Below are 23241 nucleotides of genomic sequence, written 5' to 3'. Positions count from 1 at the left end.
TAGTTACATACAGAAAATATGCTTTCCGATCGTCTTGATCTGGGTCCGTGTCCAAATCCATGCAGAGGTCGCAGTGTCTGGATTGAAATAGTAAAGGCAACCGCCGGAAGGGTCCCAGCCGTTAATTGCATCTTCGACCGCTTCCCTTGCTTTAGCGTTCGGTGTCAACCAAATTTGACCGTCTGCGACTGCGGTAAATGCACGGGGTTGAAATATGACGCCATAAATCGTATTCGGAAAGCTTTGCGATTTGACTCGGTTGATAATGACTGCAGCAACAGCTACTTGACCCTCATACGGTTCGCCGCGCGCTTCACCATAAACGGCATTCGCCATCATTTGGAGGTCATTTTCAGTAAAGCCCAGCCTATTGGATTTCGCGATTGACGGTTTATCACCAGATGGTGTGCCGCCCCCGCCTCCGCCCGAACCGGCCGCAGGAGGTGAACTACCCGCTGTCGGCTTCCATGATTTCGTAGCTTCCCATAGCTTCAACTTTGTTTTCGCACCAACAATACCGTCTGACTTCATTCCGAACTTCCATTGGAACCAGGTTACCGCATCTTTGGTCGATGGTCCAAATTTACCATCAATTTTACCATTGAAATACCCAAGATGTGTTAGACGCCCTTGTAATTCATAAACGTCCTGGCCTGATGATCCAACTCTGAGAGTAGCGTTGCTAAACGTCTCGGTTGCTTCGTTATGCTCGCCTCGCAGCAGTGAAAATGATCCGAACAGCAGCAGCACGATAATCGAGGTCACCACAATTAAACGATTTTTCATGAAGGGATCTGCCTTTCTCTTGCAAGTTAGTTCGCTTAAGGTAGCGTTACCTAACTCTAGTATGAGAAAGTTGCTCCGCTTCTATGCACATGATCCCGCTTCCTGCAAACAACGGAAATTAGGAGCTTATCCGGCCTGCTTGGAACTGTTCCATCGTAATGAGCACTTCACGAGGCTTGCTGCCTTCATACGGTCCGACGATGGACCTCGCCTCCATTTGATCGATAAGTCTCGCGGCCCTTGTATAGCCAATCCGCATTCTGCGCTGCAATAACGATACGGAAGCTTGCTTTGCCTCCAAAATGATTTGTACTGCCTGGTCATATAGCTCGTCAAGCATCTCTTCACCATCTGCGGATTCCTCCTCCACTTCGGGAACGAGATCCTCTTTATATTCCGCTTCCGCTTGATCGCGCGCATAAGTAACAAGTGTTTCCACTTCCTGATCCGATAGAAATGCTCCTTGAACCCTAATCGGCTTAGACATGCCAACGGGCAGAAACAGCATATCGCCGCGACCTAGCAGCTTCTCGGCGCCGACCATATCCAGAATGGTACGTGAATCAACCTGTGAGGATACGCCAAAGGCAATTCGAGAAGGAATATTCGCTTTAATAACGCCTGTAATAACGTCGACCGATGGTCTTTGGGTTGCGATAATAAGATGAATACCCGCCGCACGCGCCATTTGCGCAAGCCTTGCAATGGAATCTTCTACGTCATTCGCCGCTACCATCATCAAATCCGCAAGCTCGTCCACAATAACGACGATATAAGGAAGTACCGCTGCTGGATTGTCCGCCATTAGCGTGTTATAACCTTCAATGTTCCGCGTTCCGGATTTGGAAAACAGCTCGTAACGACTCTCCATTTCGACAACGATTTTCTTCAATGCGAGTGAAGCTCGCTTAGGATTCGTAACGACAGGAGCAAGCAAATGCGGAATGCCGTTATAGACGTTTAATTCGACCATCTTCGGGTCGATCATAAGAAATTTAACTTCGTCAGGTGCCGCTTTGTACAAAATACTCGTAATAATTCCATTGATACAAACGGATTTTCCGGAGCCCGTTGCTCCGGCAACGAGTAAATGCGGCATTTTAGCTAAGTTCCCGACAATTGTCTGGCCAGATATATCTCGGCCGAAAGCAATCGATAATTTAGATGGAGCGTTCTGGAACGTAGCCGTTTCCATAACCTCCCGCATCGTAACGACGGAAACCTCCATATTCGGCACTTCAATCCCGATTGCGGATTTGCCGGGAATAGGAGCCTCCATCCGAATATCCTTGGCTGCGAGGGCCAAAGCAATATCATCCGTTAAGCCGACAATCCGGCTCACCTTGACACCAGTCGCAGGCTGCACCTCGTAGCGGGTAACAGCCGGTCCGCGAACAACATCAAGCACCTTGGCACGAACTCCGAAGCTCTCTAAAGTCGCCTCCAGCTTTCTGCGGGAATCGTACATATCCGTTGCATCAGCGCCTTTGCTCATCAAATTCGGTTTATTAAGCAAAGAAAACGGCGGAAGCAGATAAGGTTTCGTTTCATTTATCGCTAATTCGGATGCAGGCGGCTTCGGAATGGTTGATTGTACAGCCTCATCGCCAATCAAAGCTTCAGAAGCTTCTATAGGATCAGTTGAACGATTCGTTGCTAAATCCATTGGTTCCGGGAGCAGCTCTTCCTCTTCATCGGGGTCGTTAGGAAAATCAGCTCCAGATTGCTCGGAAGCAGGCCAGATACCGTTCGAATGATCCGATAACGAGGAAGGAAGCTCTTCGACAGCATTCGCTCTGCCTCCAGCCTCTTCCCAAGGAGCACGCTCCGCTTGATAAATCGTTCCAACTGAAGGGTCAGAATGTATCTCTTCGCCGGACTTCTCCCAAGGCTGCTCGTTATCGGCGTGCCAGACAGAAGTTCCACTTGTGCTCGTATCTGTTACATGCGGCTCAAAAACCCATTCATCGTCTGTTTGATTATTATCACTGGTATCGGACGCAGCTTGTCTATCTTGCTTCCATGAAAAAAACAAAGATCTTCTTTGTCTTGGAGGTGAGACTACATAACCTTCATGATCGTCATCTATCGTGTCGTCGTCATCGTCCGTGTCAAATTGATTAGCGTTTGAATTGACTGCTGCAGAAGCGCGCATAGTCGATCTTTGCGACCATTTCGATCCAATGAGCTTAAACATTCTAGTCGTCCTTTTGCCTGCAAATCTTCCCAGCTCAACATATGACTTACCCGTTAAAAGCATAATGGATATCGCAAACATGACGAACATGATCAGCTTCGCGCCATAATAACCGAAAAGTGAAAAAAGAACTGAATATTGCAAGGCACCTATGTAGCCGCCGCTAATTTGTTTATCCCTGATTGGCAGATCATTTGTTGCTGAAACATGAATAAGATCTAATTGCAAATCAGAGCTAAGCTGGCTCCATATCAATCCGCCGGATAGCTCGACGCTTGGCCTTAGCTTCTGATCGATTTCGGATATCGAGCTCATTAACGTAAATGCCAGAACCAGAACAAGCAAGCCTGTTCGCTTATTTGTCCATCCCCGCGGCCAAGCTCGCTTCACCATAACGACCAATCCAATAAATATACCAACTAAAGCCAGCACAAAATAAAACTTGCCGAGCGCAAGTCCGAATAGCTTGGATAACGAGCGCCCGACAGCCGCTTCACCGGATAGTGCTATAATTGAAATCGTTATAAGCAAAATGCCGTAAACCTCATATTTTAAGCTTGTACCGATCGATTTTCTTCGTCTCTTTTTCTTAGCCAAATCAGTCACCTCTGGTTAAACATTATACCATAGGTGGTGAAATGTTCCTATGAGACGTTTGTACGAACATCAGTTTGGAGAAGCATGATAATTAACTATCGTTCCCGGAGTCAAATTCGGGTTTAAATAATCATCTAAGCTGCATTCCAATAAACGCACGATTTTACCAATCCCTGGAGCAATGGGGCTAACCTGCATTTTTACGCCATTAGCCCATACCTCCTGAAGCGTCTCTGCTTCATCGTTTAAGCCTTCTAATACCAGCTCTAAGGGCATATTCGTGTAAAGGGTCATACGCGGTTCACCTCATTCTTTAAGAGCTTATTAGCTTCTATGCGACGATTTAATTCTTTAAGCGCTTCACCTAAACCGCCTACTCTGTCAATCAATCCATGCTTCACCGCATCAGAGCCGATTACTGTCGTACCAATATCACGCGTTAATTCTCCGGTCTTGAACATGAGCTCCTTGAATATTTGCTCGGTTACATTCGAATGCGAGGTGACAAAACGAACAACCCTTTCCTGCATTTTGTCCAAATACTCAAAAGTCTGCGGTACGCCAATAACGAGTCCGTTCAGACGGATGGGGTGAATCGTCATTGTGGCCGTTTCCGCTATAAAAGACAAATTTCCGGCAACCGCAATAGGAACGCCTATAGAATGTCCTCCTCCCAGTACTAAAGTTACCGTCGGTTTAGATAAGGAAGAGATCATTTCAGCGATGGCAAGTCCTGCTTCAACGTCACCTCCTACCGTATTCAGTACGATTAACACGCCTTCAATTTTTTGATTTTGCTCTGCTGCTACTAATTGAGGAATAATGTGCTCATACTTTGTCGTTTTATTTTGCGGAGGTAAAACAAGATGACCTTCTATTTGACCGATGATAGTCATGCAGAATATGTTCGACTCCGCTGGCGCGGGCGTAGATGTTTGGCCAAGCTGTTGTATCGTCTCAACAACACCATTCATCTTTTTTTTGTCATCAGCGTTTGGATCGGGATGTTCAGAAGTAAAATTGTCTTGTGTTTGCCACATCGCTTACAGTCCCCCTCAAAAATAATGCTCGTCATAGTATGAGGTCTCTGTTCAAATTTATTCAAATTATTTTTCACAATTAGACAAAAAAAAGAGGATCGCTTCCATCCGCGGCGGCAAATGCGGTTAGGACAAGCAACCCTCTTCATCTATAGGTTTAGTATTATACTTCCATAATTATCGGCAAAATCATTGGGCGACGACGAGTTTGTTCATATAAGAAGCGGCCAAGCGCATCTTTTACGTTCGTTTTCAAGGATGCCCATTCATTTACTTTATCGTTCATTAAACGGGTTAAAGTAGATGTTACTATACGGTTAGCTTCATCCAAAAGTCCTTCAGACTCACGCACATAAACGAAGCCGCGTGAAATGATATCCGGACCTGACATAATGGCTCCATCCTGCTTGCTTAAAGTGACGACTACCACAAGTATGCCATCTTGCGAAAGCAGCTTGCGGTCACGAAGAACGATATTTCCAACATCGCCTACGCCCAATCCATCAATTAACACGTTACCAGCTTGTACCTTCGAGCCTTTACGGCCGCTTCCATTTTGAAACTCAATCGTATCTCCGTTATCCACGATGAAAATATTTTCGCGTTCAATTCCGATCGCTTCGCCAAGCTTGCCATGTTGACGCAGCATACGGTATTCGCCGTGAATAGGAATAAAATATTTAGGCTTAATCAGATTAAGCATGAGTTTCAATTCTTCTTGACTGCCATGACCTGATACATGCACGCCCGACACCGAGCCGTTACCGTATATCACGTTAGCACCTAAACGGAACAATTCATCGACTGTACGGCCGACATAACGTTCATTACCCGGAATCGGCGTTGCAGCAATGATTACGGTATCTCCCGGTAAAATATCAACCTTGCGGTGTGTCGAACGTGCCATTCTTGTTAGCGCTGACATGGGCTCGCCTTGACTGCCCGTACACAAAATAACAACACGATCAGCTGCCAGTTTGTTTACATCTTCCGGTTCTATTATCATTCCTTCCGGAATGTTTAAATAACCGAGATCTGATGCGATACCTACGACGTTAACCATACTGCGTCCAACAACAGCAATCTTGCGGCGAGTTGCTATTGCGGCATTAATAATTTGTTGAATCCGGTGTACATTTGATGCGAATGTTGCTACGACCACTCGCTGCGAGGATTTGCGGAATATATCCTCAAGATTGTCGCCGACCTGTGCCTCTGAAGGCGTGTAGCCTGGACGCTCTGCGTTGGTACTATCCGACAATAACGCCAATACCCCGCGCTTACCGATTTCGGCGATACGCTGTAAATCAGCAAATTGCTCATTTACTGGCGTATGGTCAAATTTAAAGTCGCCCGTGTGTACGATTGTACCTTCCGGCGTATCCAAGCATACGCCGACGGAATCGGGTATACTGTGGTTTGTTTTGAAGAAAGAAGCGCGAATCGTTCCAAGCTGGATTTCAGAATCCGCATTGATAAGTATCCGTTTTGTTTCTCCAAGCAAGCCCGCTTCCTTCAATTTTCCTTCAATAAGGCCAAGTGTCAGCTTCGTTGCATAGATAGGTACGTTTAGATTTTTCAATACGTACGGTAACCCGCCGATGTGATCCTCATGCCCGTGAGTAATGATGATGGCACGTACTTTATCGCGATTTTCAGTTAAGTATGAAATATCCGGAATAACAATATCTATGCCGAGCATATCCTCTTCCGGGAACTTCAATCCCGAGTCGACAACGACAATGTCATTATTGTACTGAATAACGTACATGTTTTTACCGATCTCGCCTACTCCGCCTAGTGCAAAAATGAGCAGTTTATCCTGGTTGTTCTTCTTAGACAAGTGTATCTTTACCTCCTTAAATTTTGCGAAGCAAATTCTCTTCGTAATCATCAGTTTAATTTCGCGAAGCAATCCGCTTCGTAAGCATCACCTGATATTAGCGAAGCGAGTTGGCTTCGATTTCATCTTCTTATTTTTGCGAGGCAAAAGATGCCCCGTAATCATCCAATTGATTGTGTTTGAACCGAACAAAAATCATTCATATGTGCTGTTATCGTCAGATGCCGCTCTGACGTTTTGTTCATTATTCATATTTGCCGCACCCAGTCACTTGAAATCATTATACATGAAGAAAAAGATGGAATACAAGTGAAACCCGTTAAAGCTGCTTTTCAATATGCTTCCCAAAAAAATAAAACCGATGCTGGATGCACCGGCTGCAATCAACGATTTAAGTTTATTCAAACGATCAAATTGCGTAAGAATGTGGCTTCTGCCTCGGTTACGGTTACTAGCGGCAGCCTAACTCCTCCTACTGAAAAGCCTTTCAAACCAAGCGCGTATTTCACAGCTACCGGGTTAGGAACAGGATGAGGACAAGCGAACAGCCCTTTGAAAATAGGGTGGCATTCCCCATTTAGCTTAGCAGCCTCTTGGACGTTTCCATCGACATAGGCTGTAATTAGCTGCTTCATCTCAGCTCCGATGACATGGCTTGCAACGCTGACAATTCCGTACGCTCCTACGGAAAGAGCAGGAAGCGTAAAGCTGTCTTCACCGCTGTAAACCTTAAAGCCTGCAGGAGCCCCGCTGATGATTTGTGTAAGCTGGTCAGTGTTCGCGCAATCTTTGGTAGCAACAATATTATCGATCTCCGCTAAACGAAGAGTTGTATGAACAGAGAGATTCACACCTGTCCGGCCTTCAACGTTGTATAGCATTATTGGCAAAGAAGCCGCTTCAGCTACCGCCTTAAAATGCTGATAAAGACCTTCCTGACTCGGGCGGTTATAATATGGCGCAACCAGTAAAATACCGTCTACACCTGCAGCTTCCGCGTCTTTCGTCAAATGGATGGAATGGGCCGTGTTATTACTGCCCGTACCCGCAATAATTTTGCAACGACCATTCGCATGCTTGACAGCAAATCGAAACAACTCCAGCTTCTCTTCATCCGACAGCGTCGGCGATTCGCCGGTTGTTCCAGAAACGACGAGACTATCGCTTTGCTGCTCCTCAATTAAATAATCAATTAATCGGCCAGTCGTAGGCCAATCAATTTGACCGTCCGCATCGAATGGAGTTACCATTGCGGTAATCAATCTTCCAAATTCCATCTGAATTCCTCCTAAAAGTGTTGCTGTCTATCGATGAAGCTCGAATTTTGCATGCAAAGCACGAAGGGCCTCTGCCATGTCTGCTTCCCGTACGAGCACCCAAATCGTTGTATTAGAATCGGCAGATTGCATGATGGTTATCCCTTGCTCCGTCAGCGCTTCCACAATACGCGCCATGACACCCGGCTCCCCATTCATTCCTCCGCCAATTACGGACACTTTTGCGCAGCCATTTATGGCAGAAGGGGCATATCCGCCATCCTGCAACACTCGAACTGCACGTTCAGCATCTTTGTCAAAAACGGTATATACGGCACCGCTAGGTGTTACATTGATGAAATCGACACTAATATGATGCTTTGCCATGGATTGAAAAACCTGCAGCTGCACATCATTTCTGCCCTTAATGGCCTTTACCGATATTTGTGTAATACCGGAAACATGAGCAATGCCAGTCACATGACGGTCTTTAACGGATAATTCCATTTTTATTGTAGATAAGTCCGTGACAAGCGTACCTGTCTCCTCCGAGAAGGTAGAGCGTACACGAAGCGGAACCTTGGCTTGCTGCGCTATTTCAACAGCTCGCGGATGGATAACTTTAGCCCCCTGCCGAGCCATATTGCATATTTCTGCATAGCTGACTACCGGCAATGGTTTTGCTTCTTCGACAATGCGCGGATCAGCTGTCAATATACCGTTAACGTCCGTATAAATATCAACCATTTCAGCACGGAGCGCTGCACCTAGTGCCGTAGCAGATGTGTCGCTGCCGCCCCTGCCTAATGTAGTTATGTCACCTTGTGCCGTACTGCCTTGAAAGCCTGTTACGATGACGACGGAGCCTGCCCCCAAATGGTTAAGGACCTTCTCTGGGCGAATCTCCTTTATTCGGGCATGCCCGAATTGCTCGTCTGTAAGCATGCCCGCCTGTCCGCCGGTCAAAACGACGGAGGGAATGCCGTTAGCTATGAGCAAGCTGCATAAAGCGGCTGCGGAAATCACTTCTCCGCAGCCTAACAGCATATCCCGTTCACGAGCCGGCAGCTTATCCCCGTTTTCTCGGATAAGCTGCAGCAACGTATCCGTTGCATAAGGATCCCCCTTGCGGCCCATAGCCGAAACGACGACTACAACTGAAAAACCATTGCTTCGTTCTCTGCTTATGTGACGGATAACATGATCTCTGGCATGATCGCTTGATAGAGAGGTGCCCCCGAATTTTTGAATCAGGATGCGCATATCGTTCTCCTCCGTAATCGATCCCAGGAAGAAGCAGCAGGTTTACTTAATAGTTTAACCTTTTGCGATGTGTTCAGCGATTTGTACGGCGTTCCATGCTGCGCCTTTGAGCAGGTTATCGGAGACGATCCACATATTAAGTCCGCGCTCGTGTCCTAGATCGCGTCTCAGACGACCGACAAAAACATCCGGCTTACCGGCTGCATCGGTTGCGAGCGGGTATTGCTGGTTCGCAGGGTCGTCAACGAGCGTAATGCCCGGAGCATCCGCTAACAGCTGCTTAACCTCTTCCAAATCGTAGTTGTTTTTAAGCTCTACAAATAAAGACTCAGAGTGACCATATACGACAGGAATACGCACGCATGTTGCCGTAACCTCTATGGACTCGTCACCCATAATTTTTTTCGTCTCGCGAACCATCTTCATTTCCTCGAGCGTATAACCATTCTCTTGGAATTTGTCGATTTGCGGTATCGCATTAAAAGCGATTTGATGCTTAACAGGCAAAGCTCCAACCGGTAATATATCCGGATTTACGGATTCGCCATTAAGCGCAGCTTGGGTTTGACGCAGCATCTCATCGATAGCTCGGCTGCCCGCCCCGGATACAGCTTGGTAAGTCGATACGATAATTCGGGAAATGCCATAACGATCCTGAAGCGGCTTTAGAGCTGCAACCATTTGAATCGTCGAGCAGTTAGGATTTGCGATGATGCCTTGGTGCTCGCTTACTTTCTCGATATTTACCTCTGGTACAACAAGCGGTGTGTTTGGATCCATCCGGTAAGCATTTGTGTTATCGATACATACCGCACCATGTTCTACAGCATGAGGCGCCAGAGCTTTCGAAACGTCTCCGCCAGCACTGAACAAAGCGATATCTACGCCTTTGAAACTGTCAGGGGCAGCTTCCTGAACCGTATACTCTTGACCTTTAAATGTAATTTTTGTTCCTGCTGAACGAGCAGATGATAATAGCTTAAGCTCTTGAATCGGGAAGTTTCTTGACTCTAGTAATTTCAATATTTGTTCCCCTACTGCGCCCGTTGCTCCTACAACTGCAACATTAAACAATTTCTGATTCGACATTTGTTGTCGTCTCCCCTCTCATACATGTGTCACTGATGCCGTTCGACAAGCAGAGGCTGCAGCTGCTTTCCTTGTAAGGCAGCTTCGCATGCTTCCAAGACTAAATCCATTCGGGCAACAAGCGAATTTGGCTTCTGCACCGGGTTATCTTGGCCGAACGGAACGAAATAAATATGTTTAGCCACTAGTAGCTTCGCTATGTTAGCGGCATTTAAACCAAGACCATCATTTGTTGAAATAGCTAATACGAGCGGGCGGCCATTTCGCATTTGCGCTTTAGCTGCCATTAGCACTGCGCTATCCGTTATGGCATTTGCCAGTCTGCTCGTAGTGTTGCCTGTACAAGGTGCTATGACAAGAACGTCAAGAAGCTTAGACGGCCCTAACGGTTCCGCCTGCACAATCGTTGATATTAGCTCATTACCTGTAATCGCCTTAAGCTGGGTTTGCCAATCCTCAGACTTGCCGAACCTCGTGTCCGTTGTCATTAGAGTATTCGAAACGATCGGCACGACATTCGCGCCCGCATCGACGAACCGTTTAATCTCAGGCATAACCTCAGCAAATGTACAGTGCGAACCAGATAAAGCATAGCCTACTGTGATCCCATTCCAATTCATATCCCATTCCCCCGCTTGATCGTTTCTTCCAAAATCAGCTGTGATAAGCATTCCGCCATGATACGTCCAGCTGTTTTCGGTGCGACGATACCGGGAAGTCCGGGTGCAAGCATCGCCTTAATTCCCCTTTTCTCCGCGAAGCGGAAATCTGTTCCGCCAGGCTTCGATGCAAGGTCAATTATAACGGCTCGCGAAGGTAAATTAGCGATAATTTGTGCTGTGATTATCATAGTCGGAATTGTATTAAAAAGCAAGTCAATATTGCTCACATACAGCAACAAACCACTGATGTAGAAAGGCTCAAAGCCCATTTCCGCCGCTCTTGCAAAATGCTCCGAACGACGAACGCCCACCTTCACCTTCGACCCCAGACCTTGAAGCGTACGGGCCATCGTAAAGCCGGTTCGTCCGAATCCGAGCACCATCGAGGATGAACCGTGAATAGTAATATCCGTATTCTGAATCGCCATCATCAAGGCGCCTTCTGCTGTTGGAATCGAGTTGTATATCGCGACGTCATCGCGGTCGAACAGCTCTACCAACGTTAAGTTATTTTGCTTGCATAACTGCTTTAGATATGGCTTCGCCATGCCCGTATATACGGTGCAATGCTTTGGCAGCTTTGCAAAGTGGCTGTCTGTAAGCTGCATTTGACGATCGCTGAACACAGCATGGATGAAGCCTTGATCGTCAGTACCTACAGCAGGAAGCAATAGTGCATCTACACCCTCAAACAACTGTTCCTCAAACTCGGCTTGCACGGCCCCATCCAACGATGAATGCAGACCGTCAAAGCCGGAAACGGTGACCAAAGCATCCAGTTCAGTCAGCTTGCGTATGACCTCCAGCTGTCTTGCATCACCGCCAAGCAACAGTACTTGAACGCCTGTTAGCATCAAGCTTCACTCCTTTCTTGCTACTAGCTCTAGATCATCTTATGCTTGCGCCCAGAGCGGGGTGAAAAATAAATAAAGATCGGGGCAAATGCCCCGATCTATGCTAATTTTAATTACAATAATGACTTTGATTAAACTCCAGTATGACCAAATCCGCCTGCGCCTCGAAGCGTATCGGGCAGTTCCTCCGCCTCCGAAATTGTAACGGCTGGAACCTTCTGGAATAGCATCTGCGCTATTCGCTCTCCGCGTGTAATCGTAAATGGCTGCTGGCCTAAATTAATAAGCAGTACCTTCACTTCGCCCCGATAGTCCGCATCAATCGTTCCTGGCGAATTCAGGCATGTGATGCCGTGTTTATAGGCAAGTCCGCTGCGCGGCCTTATCTGAGCTTCCAGTTCCCCTGGCATGGCCATCGCAAATCCGGTTGGAATAAGCTGACGCTCTCCTGGCTGAAGAACGACAGGCTCTCCAACAGCTGCTTGCAAATCAAAGCCGGCAGCCCATTCTGACATCTTGCGAGGAATCGCGATATCCTCATTTCCTTCTAGACGCTTAAACAATACTTGATACAAATTGATCCCTCCTGAGTTGTGCTGCCGCCTTATCGTTTGACCCTACCATTGCAACCGAAAAAGGAACGGATAACATGCGTTTAGTCACGTCTTGCACATCCGCCATCGTTACCGAATCGATTCGTAGAAGCAGCTCGTCAAGCGTATAATGCTGACCTAGCATAAGCTCATTTTTCCCTAACCGATTCATCCTGCTGCTCGTGCTTTCCAAACTTAAAATCAAGCTGCCTTTAAGCTGCTCCTTGCCGCGATGAAGCTCTTCTTCAGCCAAGCCTTTCACGGATAGCTCGCTTAACTGCTCCATAGTCAGGTCAAGCACTTCCTTTGTCTGCTTCGGTGCCGTACCCGCATAAATTGTAAACAAGCCTGTATCCGCGTAAGAGGTATGGTAGGAATAAACGGAATATGCAAGTCCACGCTTTTCTCTAATATCTTGGAACAGGCGCGAACTCATGCCGCCGCCAAGCGCATTATTAAGTAAAATCATTGCATATAATTTCGAATCCGTGATCGAGCAGCCGGGAAAAGATATGCATAAATGATTCTGCTCGGTCTTCTTTTTAAAAAACAAATTATCGCCCTTAAACGTTGGGGAAGCGCCAATCGTCACTGTTGGCTTGCTGTTCGTAAATTCACCAAAATGCTTTTCGAGCAGAGCAAGCAAGGCGCTCTCCTCTACGTTGCCCGCAACGCTGATAACGGTATTTTCCAGCGTGTACATATCATTCATATAACCGCGAAGCGTATCGGAATGCATCGCCGCTAAACGATCTTTAAGTCCAAGGATGGAATAAGCAAGCGCATGCTCCCCGAAGGCAGCCCGCGAGGCCTCGTCATGCACCTTATCGTCCGGTGTATCCTCGTACATGGAGATTTCTTCAAGAATAACGTTTTTTTCCTTCGCAAGCTCCTCCGGATCAAGTTGAGAATGAAAAAACATATCCGAAAGCGCATCAACGGCCAGCGGCAAATGCTCATCCAGCACCTTTGCGAAATAGCAGGTGTACTCTTTAGATGTAAAAGCATTGACATTTCCGCCAATGCCGTCGAATAAATCAGCAATATCCTTTGCTGAACGGGCTTCCGTTCCCTTAAAGAGCATATGTTCTATAAAATGTGAAATGCCGTTATTATCCGGTGTCTCATTGCGCGAACCCGTTTTTACCCAAATGCCGAAGGATACCGATCGTACGGTCGGGATATATTCAACGACCACTCGCAATCCATTGCTTAGCTTATATTTTTTCATCAAGTGTCCTCCTAAAGCTTTGTAAGCAAAGCTGGTTTCGTATACATGCGCTCTAAACAACAATATTTTTACTATATCAGAAACCATCTGTCCCCTCAACAACAGTGGGAATACGGGCAGACGAAAGCGTTTCACTTACCGTTCCGATCATGTAACCCTTAGCCTTAGCGGCGGCAATTATACCTCCGATTGCATCTCGGGTCGAAGATGTGGGATGCATCAAGATAAGGGCGCCCGGCTCAAGCTTTGCCGAAACGCTACGCAAGATTGTATCGGCTGATGGATTCTTCCAGTCAATGGTGTCAATCGTCCACAATACGGTTTTTAAGCCTTGCTCCTCAGCGATTTGCACCGTAGCTTGACTGAATGAGCCTGAAGGTGGAGCAAACCATTTATTTTGCACCTTTAGCGTTGACTTTAACAGGTCTTCCGTTTTCGAAATTTGTTTGTACGCTTCCTGTCTGCTTAGCATTCTCATATCGGGATGAGTATACGCATGATTTGACATTTCATGGCCGTAGGACTGGATTCGCTTTGCAATTTCAGGGTATTTTTTCAACCAGCTTCCATCAAGAAAAAAGGTAGCCTTCACGTTTTCCCGCTTAAGTGTGTTTAAAATAGAATCTATGTATTCGTTTCCCCACGCTACATTGATCATCAAAGAAATCATTTTTTTGTTCGGATTTCCGCGATAAATAGGATACGGCCCCAAATCCTCCAACGAAATTTTCGGTTTCACTTCTCTATAAACATAACGGATCGTATTAGAGGCTGGAGCTAACAGCGTGGCTTCAAGCGATTTGTCAACATCAACCTCAAGCCCGTTATAACCTGGAATTGCTTTCCATACCCGATCGATTTTAGCATTCACAGGAGCAATTTTTCGTTTCTCCGCTTCGCTTTTTATGATCTGAAGCAATTCCAGCTTGACCGATTCGGAATAGATTGCTTTGGATATTACAGGACTTGCTTCACCGTATTTCAAAGTGGCAAGAAAACGGGATACATCACTATTCATACTCACGAATATTAATACAATGAGCATGCTTGCTGCGATTGCAGCAGCTTTTCTAACTATCATTATCCCCACTCCCATAAGCGGTCTCTCATGCACCTGTGATCCAGCCACAAGGATGCACGTTCATCCATACTTATGAAAAATAGGACGAGATTATGCGGAAAACAAAAAGAGACAGATCTAATCTGACTCTTTTCTCTCATACTATAGGGACGACAAAAGCCGGCCGCTTACTGCGGAGCTGCTTCTTGTGTCATAAGTACTTTTGCAGACAGATTAATTCTGCCTTGTTGATCGATCTCCGTTACTTTTACCTTGATTTGGTCGCCAATGTTGACGACATCCTCAGTTTTGGCAACGCGCTCTGTTGAAAGTTGGGAAATATGGACAAGTCCATCCTTGTTCGGCAAAATTTCTACGAACGCACCGAATTTCTCTACGCGTTTAACGGTACCAACATAAATTTCACCTACTACAACTTCCTTCACGATGCCTTCGATAATCGATTTTGCCTTCTGGTTCATTTCTTCGTTAGAGGAAGCAATGAATACCATACCATCTTGCTCGATATCGATTTTTACTCCGGTTTCTTCGATAATCTTGTTAATGATTTTACCGCCTGCGCCAATAACGTCACGGATTTTGTCCGGGTTAATGCGAAGCGTCAAAATTTTCGGAGCATATTTGGATAAGCTTGTACGCGAAGTTGGCAAGCTTTCAAGCATTTTGTTTAAAATGAAAAGCCGGCCTTGGCGAGCCTGCTCGAGCGACTGCTGCAGGATCGCACGGTTAATACCTGCAATTTTAATATCCATCTGGATAGCTGTAACGCCTTCAGCGGTACCCGCAACCTTAAAGTCCATATCGCCGAGATGATCTTCCATTCCTTGTATATCGGACAAAATAGCGAATTGGTCGCCATCCTTGATAAGTCCCATTGCAATACCTGCCACAGGTGCCTTGATTGGTACACCCGCATCCATCATGGCAAGTGTGCTTGCACAAATACTTGCTTGAGACGATGACCCGTTCGATTCCAATACTTCAGAAACGAGACGAATCGTATAAGGGAAATCCGCTTCCGATGGAATTACTTTGGAAAGCGCACGTTCTCCAAGCGCACCGTGACCAATTTCGCGGCGTCCTGGCGGACGAAGAGGACGAGCCTCGCCAACGCTGAACGGCGGAAAGTTATAATGATGCATGAAGCGTTTCGTTTCCTCAGGTGAAATGCCGTCCAAAATTTGAACATCACCCATTGCTCCGAGCGTACAAACACTTAGCGCTTGTGTTTGTCCGCGGGTGAACAAGCCGGATCCATGTGTACGAGGCAAGAGCGCCACGTCGCAATCGATAGGACGAATTTCTTCAAGCTTGCGGCCGTCGGGACGTACTTTGTCATGTGAAATAAGACGGCGAACCTCTTCCTTCACGATATCATAAAGGACTTCCTTCACATCGGAAAGCAGCTCAGGCGTATCTGCATATTGCTCTTCGAAATGAGCGGCTGCTGCGCTGTTCACAGCATCGATCGCATCTTGGCGAGCATGCTTCTCTTCAACTCTAATCGCTGCAATAAGCTCGGTGGATGCAAACGCGCGAACGTCGGCACTCACTTGCTCGTTAACGGTATGTAGCTTAACTTCCATTTTCGGTTTGCCGGCTATCGCTTGCAGCTCTTCGATTTTGGCTACGATGTTCTTGATTTCGTCATGTCCGAACATAATGGCTTCCAGCATGACATCCTCTGTAACCTCATTCGCTTCCGCCTCAACCATCATAATTGCATCCTTGGTACCTGCAACTACGACAAAAAGATCGGTTTTCTGTTCTTGATCAACGGTCGGGTTAATAAGAAACTGACCGTCCACGCGAGCTACGATAACACCGCCGATCGGACCGTCAAACGGCACGTCGGAAATCGACAAAGCAGCTGATGTACCGATCATAGCAGCAATTTCCGGTGAGCAGTCTTGATCCACGCTCATGACCATATTCATCACTTGCACATCATTCCTGAAGCCTTCCGGGAATAACGGACGAATAGGCCTGTCGGTAAGACGGCTGGACAAAATAGCCTTCTCGCTTGGACGGCCTTCACGTTTGATAAATCCGCCTGGAATTTTCCCGACAGCGTACAAGCGTTCTTCGTAGTTAACTGTCAGTGGGAAGAAATCTAAATCTTTTGGTCCTGCAGATGCCGTTACTGTACATAAAACGACAGTATCGCCATATTGTACGGTTACAGCAGCATTCGCTTGCTTAGCAAGACGACCCGTTTCGATCGACAGCGGTCTTCCGCCTACCGTCATTTCAATTCGTTGTACCATTTTATCCCTCCTATTTATTATTCAAAGGTTTATTTCATGAATTAATTGGATATTTTTTCTGAGTCTTTTCCTATTACAAAAAGCAACCCGATTCCGCGCGTATCCGATATTCCCGGACGGCAGGACAACCAGGTTGCTTTTCATTACGCATGTTTTATCGGCGAAGGCCGAGTTTTTCGATCAATGCGCTGTAACGTCTAACATCATTATTCTTCAAGTATGCAAGCAGCTTACGGCGCTGGCCTACCATCTTGAGCAAACCACGACGGGAATGGTGATCTTTCTTGTGCTCCCGCAAATGTTGAGTCAAGTTAACGATGTTTTCAGTCAGGATAGCGACTTGAACCTCTGGAGAACCAGTATCCGTTGCATGTGTTTTATGCGTCTCAATCAGTTCATGTTTACGTTCTTGTGTAATTGCCATCCTAATTCACCTCCTTCTAGATAATCGCCATTAGCCTCGCTGCCGCCGGTGAGATCGGACACCCAAGCTAAGGTTAAGTTTATGTGCAGGACATGCTTAATGTATGTCTACTCACAACGTTGTAAAGTATAACATATTAGAAGTACACTTGTCGAGGCAATCGTAAGCTTCTTGATTTTAACGATAAAATGCAGCCATTTCATGCAGGAAAATCAATGAAGTCCCGCTAAGTTTCTGGCCTCGAGAGAGTCAGCTTCTATTTGCTTGACAAGCTCATTTATTGAATTGAATTTACGCTCCGAACGGATGAAGGATCGGAATTGAATACGCAGCTGCTCGCCATAGATATCGCCATTGAAATCAAAGAGATGTGCCTCCATAACAGGCTGCACCTCTTGCTTGTTAAAGGTAGGTTTTAAACCGTGGTTTAATACGCCTGGATAAGCGACATCGCCGATCCACGCCGTAATCGCATAGACGCCAAGTCTTGGTGCGATATAGGGATGCTTGAAATGCAGATTAGCCGTTGGAAAACCAATTGTTCTTCCTCTTCCATCGCCATGAACGACCGTACCTGCGACTTCATAGAGCCTTCCCAGCAAACGTTCTGCTAATTTCAAATCTCCCTGTTCCAATGATTCTCGAACGTAAGTGCTGCTAACCTTAATTCCGTTCTCGAACAACGGTTCTACGACATGCACAGCAATATCTGGTTGTCCCAATTGCTTTAATGCTTCTGTATCTCCTTCACCGCGATGACCGAAGTTGAAATCAAACCCTACAACTACCTGCTTTGCGCGAAGCGTACGTAGAACTTCATCCACAAAACGTTTAGGAGATACGGCAGCAAACTCAGTATTAAATCTCATAATAAATACAAGATCTATACCTAGCTCCGCAAACAAAGCCATTTTAACGTTTAACGGCGTTAAGCAGTGGTAATATTGATCGCCTTGCCCGAGTACTTCCTTCGGGTGGGGATCAAATGTTAAAACCGCAGATAGCAAATCGGCCTCCTTCGCCTCTCGGACAGCCTGGCGAATGACATTCTGGTGCCCGCGATGAACGCCGTCAAAATGACCGATAGCTATGGAAAGCGGCTTGTCCAGCGATAATGTGGACAAACCGTTTAAAGGATAACTTAATGGTATAATTTCCATCGCTGAAACACCTGCATTTCCTATTAACTTCTTAATCAATCGATTATGTTGAAAACACTTTAACTGGCTTGATGACAGCTAATGACGTATCGATCTGGTAGATGCCCAGAAAGGTTTGTTCCACATTATATAAACGGACGAATTGACCATCCTTCATGTCATCCGGATTCATGTCAGCATGCTCTAAACCAACCTTCTGGCCGAGCAGCGCAAGCCTTCCAATCGCTGTCGGCACTACTGCTTGCTTCAAATGAGTAATCGCATGATCCGCTTCAATCAAATGCTCACTCAGTTCGCCAGCTAGCTGCAATTGTTCAATTTGCTCGAGGCTCAGGCAGCTTTCTTTCGTTATGCCGCCAGACATTGTTCTCGTAAGATGAGCCATTGTTGCCGGAACACCCAGCGCTTTGCCAATGTCAACACATAGGGTCCGAATGTAAGTGCCTTTTGAACAAACGACCGAAAATGTTATTTTCGGTTGTTCCTGCTTAAGCTGCGCTTCGATCAGCTCTATTTGGTGAATCGTAACCTTTCTTGACTTTCGCTCGACCGTTTTACCTTCTCTAGCCAGCTCGTACAGACGCTTGCCGTCGATTTTAATTGCTGAATACATAGGCGGTACCTGTTCAATTTCACCTATAAACCGTTCAAGAGCTTCACGAATATCATCCTCCGAAACAGCAATAGAGGATTGACGCTCAATGACCGTTCCGGTGATATCTTCGGTGTCGGTTGCGATGCCTAATTGGAGTACGGCCTCATAAGCTTTAGGCCTCTCTTGAATATATTCGACTACTCTCGTTGCACGTCCGAGACATAACGGCAATACGCCCGTTACCATCGGATCAAGCGTTCCTGCATGACCGATCCGCTTCATCTTCAATATGCGCCGAACTTTCGCAACAACATCGTGAGAAGTCCAGCCTTCAGGCTTCCAAACTGCCAAAATGCCGTCCATCTATTCAATCAACGCCTTTCTAACCGCATCCACCAGCTGTTGAATAGCCTCTGGCAGCGGACCGTCTAACCTGCAACCAGCAGCCCTAACATGTCCGCCTCCGCCAAAGGATTGCGCGATTGCAGCCACATTTACTTTGCCTGCAGAGCGAAGACTTGCTTTAACGCCGCCATCTTCTGCTTCCTTAAATAATATGCCGACTTCAACACCGTCAACGTTAAGCGCATAGTTAACGATACCTTCAAGATCCTCCGAAACGGCTCCTGTCTCTCGCAGGTCTTCTTTGCCAATAAAGACCCAACCGATTTCAAGATTTTCCGAAAAAGTAAGACGATTAAGTGCCGTTTGTAAAAGCTTAAGCTTGGCCATTGTCATTTTCTCAAGCAAATGATCGGCAAGCTCATTTCCAGACACCCCTATCGCAAGAAGCTGCGAAGCGATCTCCATGACACGCGGACTCGTATTTGAATATCTGAACCCGCCAGTATCCGTCAAAAGTCCTGTATAAATTGCCGTGGCACAGCTTAATTCAAGCAATATGCCTGCTCTTTCGATTAAATCGAACAAGATTTCAACGGTAGCAGCAGCTTCTGGTCGGATAACATTTACGGCGCCAAACGAATTATTTGTCGGATGATGATCGATATTTAGCAGCTTTGCATCTGGAGCAAAGCTGCTTGCTGCTTCCCCAATACGTCTGAAATCCGCACAATCGACCGCTATAATGAAGTCGAATTTCAGGACCAGAGCAGCTTGTTTATAAAGAATGATTTTATCGAAGCCATTCAGGTAACTCAGCCTGGACGGCAGCTCGCTTTCATTCATAAGAACTGCCGTTTTGCCCAGCTTCTGAAGCAGCCAATCAACAACTAAAGTAGAGCTGATTGCATCGCCGTCCGGCTGAACATGCGATACGACGAGAAAGTTGTTCGCATCTCTCATAAACGTCAGCGCTTCGTCCAACTGCTTCAAATAACTGTCCCGTACTGTCATCGTGTTTGGTTCCCGCTGTTGATGTTTTCAAGAAGAGCCTCAATTCGGCTGCCGTATTCAATACTGCTGTCAAACTTAAACAAAAGAACAGGTGTATGACGAAGGCGCATCCGCTTACCAAGCTCAGTACGGATGAAGCCCGTTCCGCTTGCCAGAGCCTTCAGCGTAGCTTCCTTCTGCTCATCGCTGCCAAGTACGCTAAGATAAACTTTCGCTTGCGATAAATCGCTCGACGTTTCGACACCCGTGACGGTAATAAAGCCGATTCTCGGATCTTTAAGTTCCGTTTGAATAATTTGGCTCAGCTCTTTTTTTATTTGCTCGCCGACCCGTCCTACCCGAATTTTCGCCATGCTATATACTCACCTCTCTACGGATTCCATGACAAACGCTTCGATCGTATCGCCCTCTCTTACATCGTTGTAACGATCAAGCGTGATCCCGCATTCGTAGCCTTGCGCAACTTCTTTTGCATCATCTTTGAAGCGTTTAAGGGAATCAATCTTACCCGTGAAAACGACGATACCGCCGCGGATAAGCCGCGCTTCGGCATTACGCGTGATTTTACCGGAAGTAATCATACAACCGGCAATCGCGCCTACCTTCGTCACTTTAAATACGTTTCGAACCTCTGCATGGCCGATTACAACCTCTTTGAAGATTGGATCCAGCATACCCTTCATTGCTTGCTCAATTTCATCGATTACGTTGTAAATTACGCGATGCATACGTACGTCGACCTTTTCTTGTGCAATGGTTGCTTCCGCCTGCGGGTCTGGCCGGACGTTAAAACCGATAACGATGGCATTGGAGGCTGACGCCAAAATAATGTCCGATTCCGTAATCGCGCCTACGCCGCTATGGATGATTTTCACGCGAACGCCTTCAATTTCAATCTTGGCTAGCGAGCCTTTAAGTGCTTCGGACGAACCTTGAACGTCGGATTTAATAATAACGTTCAGATCTTTAATTTCACCATCTTTGATGTGACTATACAGATCGTCAAGAGTAACGCGAGTATTTGCTCCCATATCGGATTGGCGTTGTTTAATTGAGCGGCGATCAGCGATCGCACGTGCTTTACGCTCATCTTCGAACACCATAAACGGATCTCCAGCTTGTGGAACTTCTGTTAAGCCAGTAATCTCGATCGGAGTCGATGGGCCAGCTTCTTTTAATCGGCGGCCTTTATCGTTAACCATCGCTCTTACGCGGCCGAAGCAGTTGCCAGCGACGAATGCATCTCCGATTTTAAGAGTTCCGTGTTGTACGAGTATGCGAGCGACAGGTCCTTTACCTTTATCAAGCTCCGCTTCGATAACCGTAGCGCGAGCACGTTTGTCGGGATTTGCCTTGTAGTCGTTAACCTCAGCGACTAGCAAAATCATTTCAAGAAGTCCTTCCAAGCCGATCCGCTGCTTTGCAGAAACCTCAACGAAAATCGTATCGCCGCCCCACTCCTCGGGAACGAGCTCATACTCGGTCATTTCTTGCTTGATTTTGTCTACATTAGCTTCAGGCTTATCAATTTTGTTGACGGCTACGATTATTGGCACTCCTGCTGCTTTGGCATGGTTGATGGCCTCCACCGTCTGAGGCATGATGCCGTCATCGGCAGCTACGACAATGATCGTAATGTCGGTAACCTGGGCACCGCGGGCACGCATTAATGTAAAGGCCTCATGACCAGGTGTATCGAGGAATGTGATTTTTTTAGAATTGATTTCGACCTGATAAGCACCGATATGCTGAGTGATGCCTCCAGCTTCGCCGCCCGTAACATTTGTCTTGCGAATAGCATCAAGTAAGGTTGTTTTACCATGGTCAACGTGACCCATGATTGTAACAACCGGCGGACGCGAAACCAAGTCTCCATCTTCATCGGTTTCTTCCACCGTTTCAAACGAATCTTCCTCGACAGGGATTTTCACTTCTACCTCTACACCATAGTCAGTAGCGATCAAATGAATCGCATCCATATCGATTTCTTGGTTGATCGTAGCCATTACGCCAAGGAAAATGAGCTTTTTGATAACTTCGGAAGCATCCTTATGAAGCAATTTGGCCAAATCCCCAACGGTCATAGTACCGCGAACGATAATTTTCTTAGGCGTATTATCGATTTTTTCACGCGGCGGCTGTTGTTGGAACTTTCCTCCGCGCCCCTTCGGTCCACGGTTATTCCCTCTATATCCGTTTGGTTTTCCATCGTCAAACCGCTTTTGGCCCGGTCTTGTATTTTTCTTAGCATCGTCACTGCTGCGTCCTTGTCCTTGCGCAGGTCTGGAGTCGAAAGAACGGCTCTGACCTTGCGGTGCTGGACGACTTCCGGCATCTTGGCGAGGCGCGCCCGGACGACTGCTTGAAGTCCCTTGTCCGCCTTGCGTGCTGCGGTTCTGACCGGATGGAGCAGGGCGGTTATTTTGCCCGCCCGCGCCTTGTGCGGGACGATTCGGGCTGCTGCCCGTTTGCCCCTGACGATTACCTTGACCGCCTTGTCCTTGGTTCGGACGAGCGCTATTCGAGTTCCCTTGGGAAGGTCGGTTATTACTTGATTGATGTGACGGACGACTGTTTTGATTGCCTGCTGCTCTTGTTTCACTCTGCGGTTGGTTGGTTTGTGTTTTTGTATTAATAGAATTCATAGGCCCCTGTCTATCTTGATTTGAATTTTTGTTATCCCGTCCCGTTTGCTGCGGCGGCTGCTGCGATTGCGGCCTGCTTGCAGTCGGTTGTGTTGAGGATACGGCTACGCTTGTCGAATCCTGAGCCCGTTTGGCGGCAGCATTCTGCTTAATATTCCGGAAAAATCCCTCGACCTTGCTCACCATTTCGTTCTCCATCACACTCATATGGTTATTTACGGGCAGGTCCAGCCGTTTAAGAATCGTAATAATTTCTTTGCTGCTCATATTGAGTGATTTGGCGTACTCGTAAACGCGCAGCT

The 23241-nt window shown here is 46.7% G+C and carries 20 protein-coding genes; all 20 read right to left on the bottom strand.

What is annotated here, in order from left to right; translation table 11 throughout:
* Positions 1-3: 3 nt before the first annotated feature.
* Positions 4-786 (bottom strand): spore cortex-lytic enzyme, encoded by a 783-nt coding sequence (gene sleB / locus L1N85_RS01310; RefSeq protein ID WP_235234055.1) that lies wholly within the window; start codon positions 784-786, stop codon positions 4-6.
* A 118-nt stretch (positions 787-904) separates the two neighbouring features.
* A complete protein-coding gene (locus L1N85_RS01305; RefSeq protein ID WP_235234049.1) occupies positions 905-3580 on the bottom strand; it encodes an FtsK/SpoIIIE family DNA translocase in 2676 nt (891 codons plus the stop codon).
* A gap of 69 nt (positions 3581-3649) precedes the next feature.
* Positions 3650-3874: a YlzJ-like family protein gene (locus L1N85_RS01300; RefSeq protein WP_235234047.1), complete on the bottom strand. Its 225-nt coding sequence runs from the start codon at positions 3872-3874 to the stop codon at positions 3650-3652.
* The gene (locus L1N85_RS01295; protein ID WP_328285129.1) at positions 3871-4620 is read right to left on the bottom strand and encodes a ClpP family protease; all 750 of its coding nucleotides are present in this window, start codon (positions 4618-4620) and stop codon (positions 3871-3873) included. The genes L1N85_RS01300 and L1N85_RS01295 overlap by 4 nt, the downstream gene beginning before the upstream one ends.
* A gap of 163 nt (positions 4621-4783) precedes the next feature.
* Positions 4784-6463, bottom strand: a complete 1680-nt coding sequence (locus L1N85_RS01290) for a ribonuclease J (protein ID WP_235234040.1) — start codon at positions 6461-6463, stop codon at positions 4784-4786.
* Between the two features lie 401 nt (positions 6464-6864).
* The gene (gene dapA, locus L1N85_RS01285) at positions 6865-7740 is read right to left on the bottom strand and encodes a 4-hydroxy-tetrahydrodipicolinate synthase (RefSeq protein ID WP_235234038.1); all 876 of its coding nucleotides are present in this window, start codon (positions 7738-7740) and stop codon (positions 6865-6867) included.
* Between the two features lie 27 nt (positions 7741-7767).
* Positions 7768-8982 carry an aspartate kinase gene (dapG, locus tag L1N85_RS01280; RefSeq protein WP_235234036.1) on the bottom strand — a complete coding sequence of 405 codons (1215 nt, stop codon included), beginning with the start codon at positions 8980-8982 and terminating at the stop codon, positions 7768-7770.
* Positions 8983-9036: 54 nt separating this feature from the next.
* Positions 9037-10071 (bottom strand): aspartate-semialdehyde dehydrogenase, encoded by a 1035-nt coding sequence (locus L1N85_RS01275; RefSeq protein WP_235234034.1) that lies wholly within the window; start codon positions 10069-10071, stop codon positions 9037-9039.
* A gap of 29 nt (positions 10072-10100) precedes the next feature.
* The gene (locus tag L1N85_RS01270) at positions 10101-10691 is read right to left on the bottom strand and encodes a dipicolinate synthase subunit B (RefSeq protein ID WP_235234031.1); all 591 of its coding nucleotides are present in this window, start codon (positions 10689-10691) and stop codon (positions 10101-10103) included.
* Entirely contained in the window at positions 10688-11587 is a 900-nt protein-coding gene (gene dpsA / locus L1N85_RS01265; RefSeq protein WP_235234028.1) for a dipicolinate synthase subunit DpsA, read from the bottom strand. Before dpsA ends, L1N85_RS01270 begins: the two co-directional genes overlap by 4 nt.
* A gap of 131 nt (positions 11588-11718) precedes the next feature.
* The gene (dut, locus tag L1N85_RS01260; RefSeq protein WP_268818091.1) at positions 11719-12162 is read right to left on the bottom strand and encodes a dUTP diphosphatase; all 444 of its coding nucleotides are present in this window, start codon (positions 12160-12162) and stop codon (positions 11719-11721) included.
* On the bottom strand, positions 12143-13411 hold the full coding sequence (locus tag L1N85_RS01255) for a M16 family metallopeptidase (protein WP_235234021.1): 1269 nt from the start codon (positions 13409-13411) through the stop codon (positions 12143-12145). The genes dut and L1N85_RS01255 overlap by 20 nt, the downstream gene beginning before the upstream one ends.
* A gap of 76 nt (positions 13412-13487) precedes the next feature.
* Complete coding sequence (locus L1N85_RS01250) at positions 13488-14492, bottom strand: polysaccharide deacetylase family protein (protein ID WP_235234013.1); 1005 nt, start codon at positions 14490-14492, stop codon at positions 13488-13490.
* Positions 14493-14659: 167 nt separating this feature from the next.
* On the bottom strand, positions 14660-16759 hold the full coding sequence (gene pnp, locus L1N85_RS01245; protein WP_235234005.1) for a polyribonucleotide nucleotidyltransferase: 2100 nt from the start codon (positions 16757-16759) through the stop codon (positions 14660-14662).
* 154 nt (positions 16760-16913) lie between these two features.
* Positions 16914-17183 (bottom strand): 30S ribosomal protein S15, encoded by a 270-nt coding sequence (rpsO, locus tag L1N85_RS01240; RefSeq protein ID WP_235233997.1) that lies wholly within the window; start codon positions 17181-17183, stop codon positions 16914-16916.
* Between the two features lie 212 nt (positions 17184-17395).
* Positions 17396-18343 (bottom strand): bifunctional riboflavin kinase/FAD synthetase, encoded by a 948-nt coding sequence (locus tag L1N85_RS01235; RefSeq protein WP_235233985.1) that lies wholly within the window; start codon positions 18341-18343, stop codon positions 17396-17398.
* A gap of 43 nt (positions 18344-18386) precedes the next feature.
* The gene (gene truB / locus L1N85_RS01230; protein WP_235233983.1) at positions 18387-19301 is read right to left on the bottom strand and encodes a tRNA pseudouridine(55) synthase TruB; all 915 of its coding nucleotides are present in this window, start codon (positions 19299-19301) and stop codon (positions 18387-18389) included.
* Positions 19302-20294: a DHH family phosphoesterase gene (locus L1N85_RS01225; RefSeq protein WP_235233977.1), complete on the bottom strand. Its 993-nt coding sequence runs from the start codon at positions 20292-20294 to the stop codon at positions 19302-19304.
* Positions 20291-20647, bottom strand: coding sequence for a 30S ribosome-binding factor RbfA (gene rbfA / locus L1N85_RS01220; RefSeq protein ID WP_235233975.1), 357 nt, complete (start codon positions 20645-20647; stop codon positions 20291-20293). Before rbfA ends, L1N85_RS01225 begins: the two co-directional genes overlap by 4 nt.
* Before the next feature lie 9 nt (positions 20648-20656).
* Positions 20657-23206, bottom strand: coding sequence for a translation initiation factor IF-2 (infB, locus tag L1N85_RS01215; protein WP_235234343.1), 2550 nt, complete (start codon positions 23204-23206; stop codon positions 20657-20659).
* Positions 23207-23241: the final 35 nt, after the last annotated feature.

The organism is Paenibacillus alkaliterrae, assembly GCF_021532375.1.
Lineage (GTDB): Bacteria > Bacillota > Bacilli > Paenibacillales > Paenibacillaceae > Pristimantibacillus > Pristimantibacillus alkaliterrae.
The sequence above is the reverse complement of the archived record's forward strand: the minus strand, read 5'-3'. Positions and strand labels throughout refer to the sequence as shown.